The 926-nt window shown below is 65.6% G+C and carries 1 protein-coding gene; it reads right to left on the bottom strand.

What is annotated here, in order from left to right:
- Nucleotides 1–926: CocE/NonD family hydrolase (locus HX846_RS35990; protein WP_178967320.1), on the bottom strand; the 926-nt coding region annotated here is incomplete at both ends.

Raw genomic sequence — 926 nt, 5'->3', positions numbered from 1 at the left:
AGGGGGCGCTGGTCGCCACGGGTACCGAAGAAGTCCGACCGCTCGCGTTGGTCGAAAGCGCCGCCGACAAAAATCGGCGCGCCGGAGGTCAGGGCGCCACCGATGGTCGGCACCGGATCGGCCGGGTCGGCGCAGTAGCTGAGCTGGCCCTCGGTGGTCGGCGGTTCAGGTTGCAGGTGGCGTTGTGCGGTGAGGTGCAGGGTGAGTTGCCGGCTATCCGGTAGCGGCCATTGATGACTGTCGATCCAGTGCCCGCCATGTTGCAAGCGCCCCTGTTGATCGCGCTCACCGGTGCCACCGCCCATCAAGAACACCTTCACCGCCGCGGGGGCGGGCAGCGGCGAACCCTTGAGGGTGCGTTCAAACCAGTCCAGGCGGCAGCTCAGCCAGTCTTTCGCCACCTGCCCGTCGAAAGCCGCTGGCGCACCAAATTCCGCATCGCCACTGTGAGTGATATTGCGATCACCATGCAGCCAGGGGCCCATGATCAACTGATGCTGCGCCGTACTGCCGGCGCAAAACGCCGCGTAGTTGGCGAGGGTCGAGCTGACATAGGCGTCGTACCAACTGGACATGAACAGCACCGGGATATCCGGCAGATCGTGGTAATGCCCCTCGGCGTAGATGCCCGGCGCTTGCCAGTACGGGCCGAAGTCGCCCTGGGCCCACTGCTCCAGCAGATAGGCTTCGTACTCCGGCACATGCCGCAGGGGCGATTGCCCAGCTTGCCACGGCATGCGCTTGAACCACTGGTGGATGTCTTCCTGTTCGAGGGCTTCGAGGATCTTCGGGTCCGCCAGTGCCGCCGGGCTTTCCTTGGCCTGGCGAAACGCCCAGGTGGCTTGCTTGAGCTCCAGCGCGCCGCCCTGGCGAATCCCGCATTGGTAGGCGTTGGCGAAGCCGCCGCTGTCCAGCACCATGCTGGC

This window comes from Pseudomonas sp. K5002 (assembly GCF_013386655.1).
Classification (GTDB): domain Bacteria; phylum Pseudomonadota; class Gammaproteobacteria; order Pseudomonadales; family Pseudomonadaceae; genus Aquipseudomonas.
This window is presented reverse-complemented; position numbering and strand designations above follow the sequence as displayed.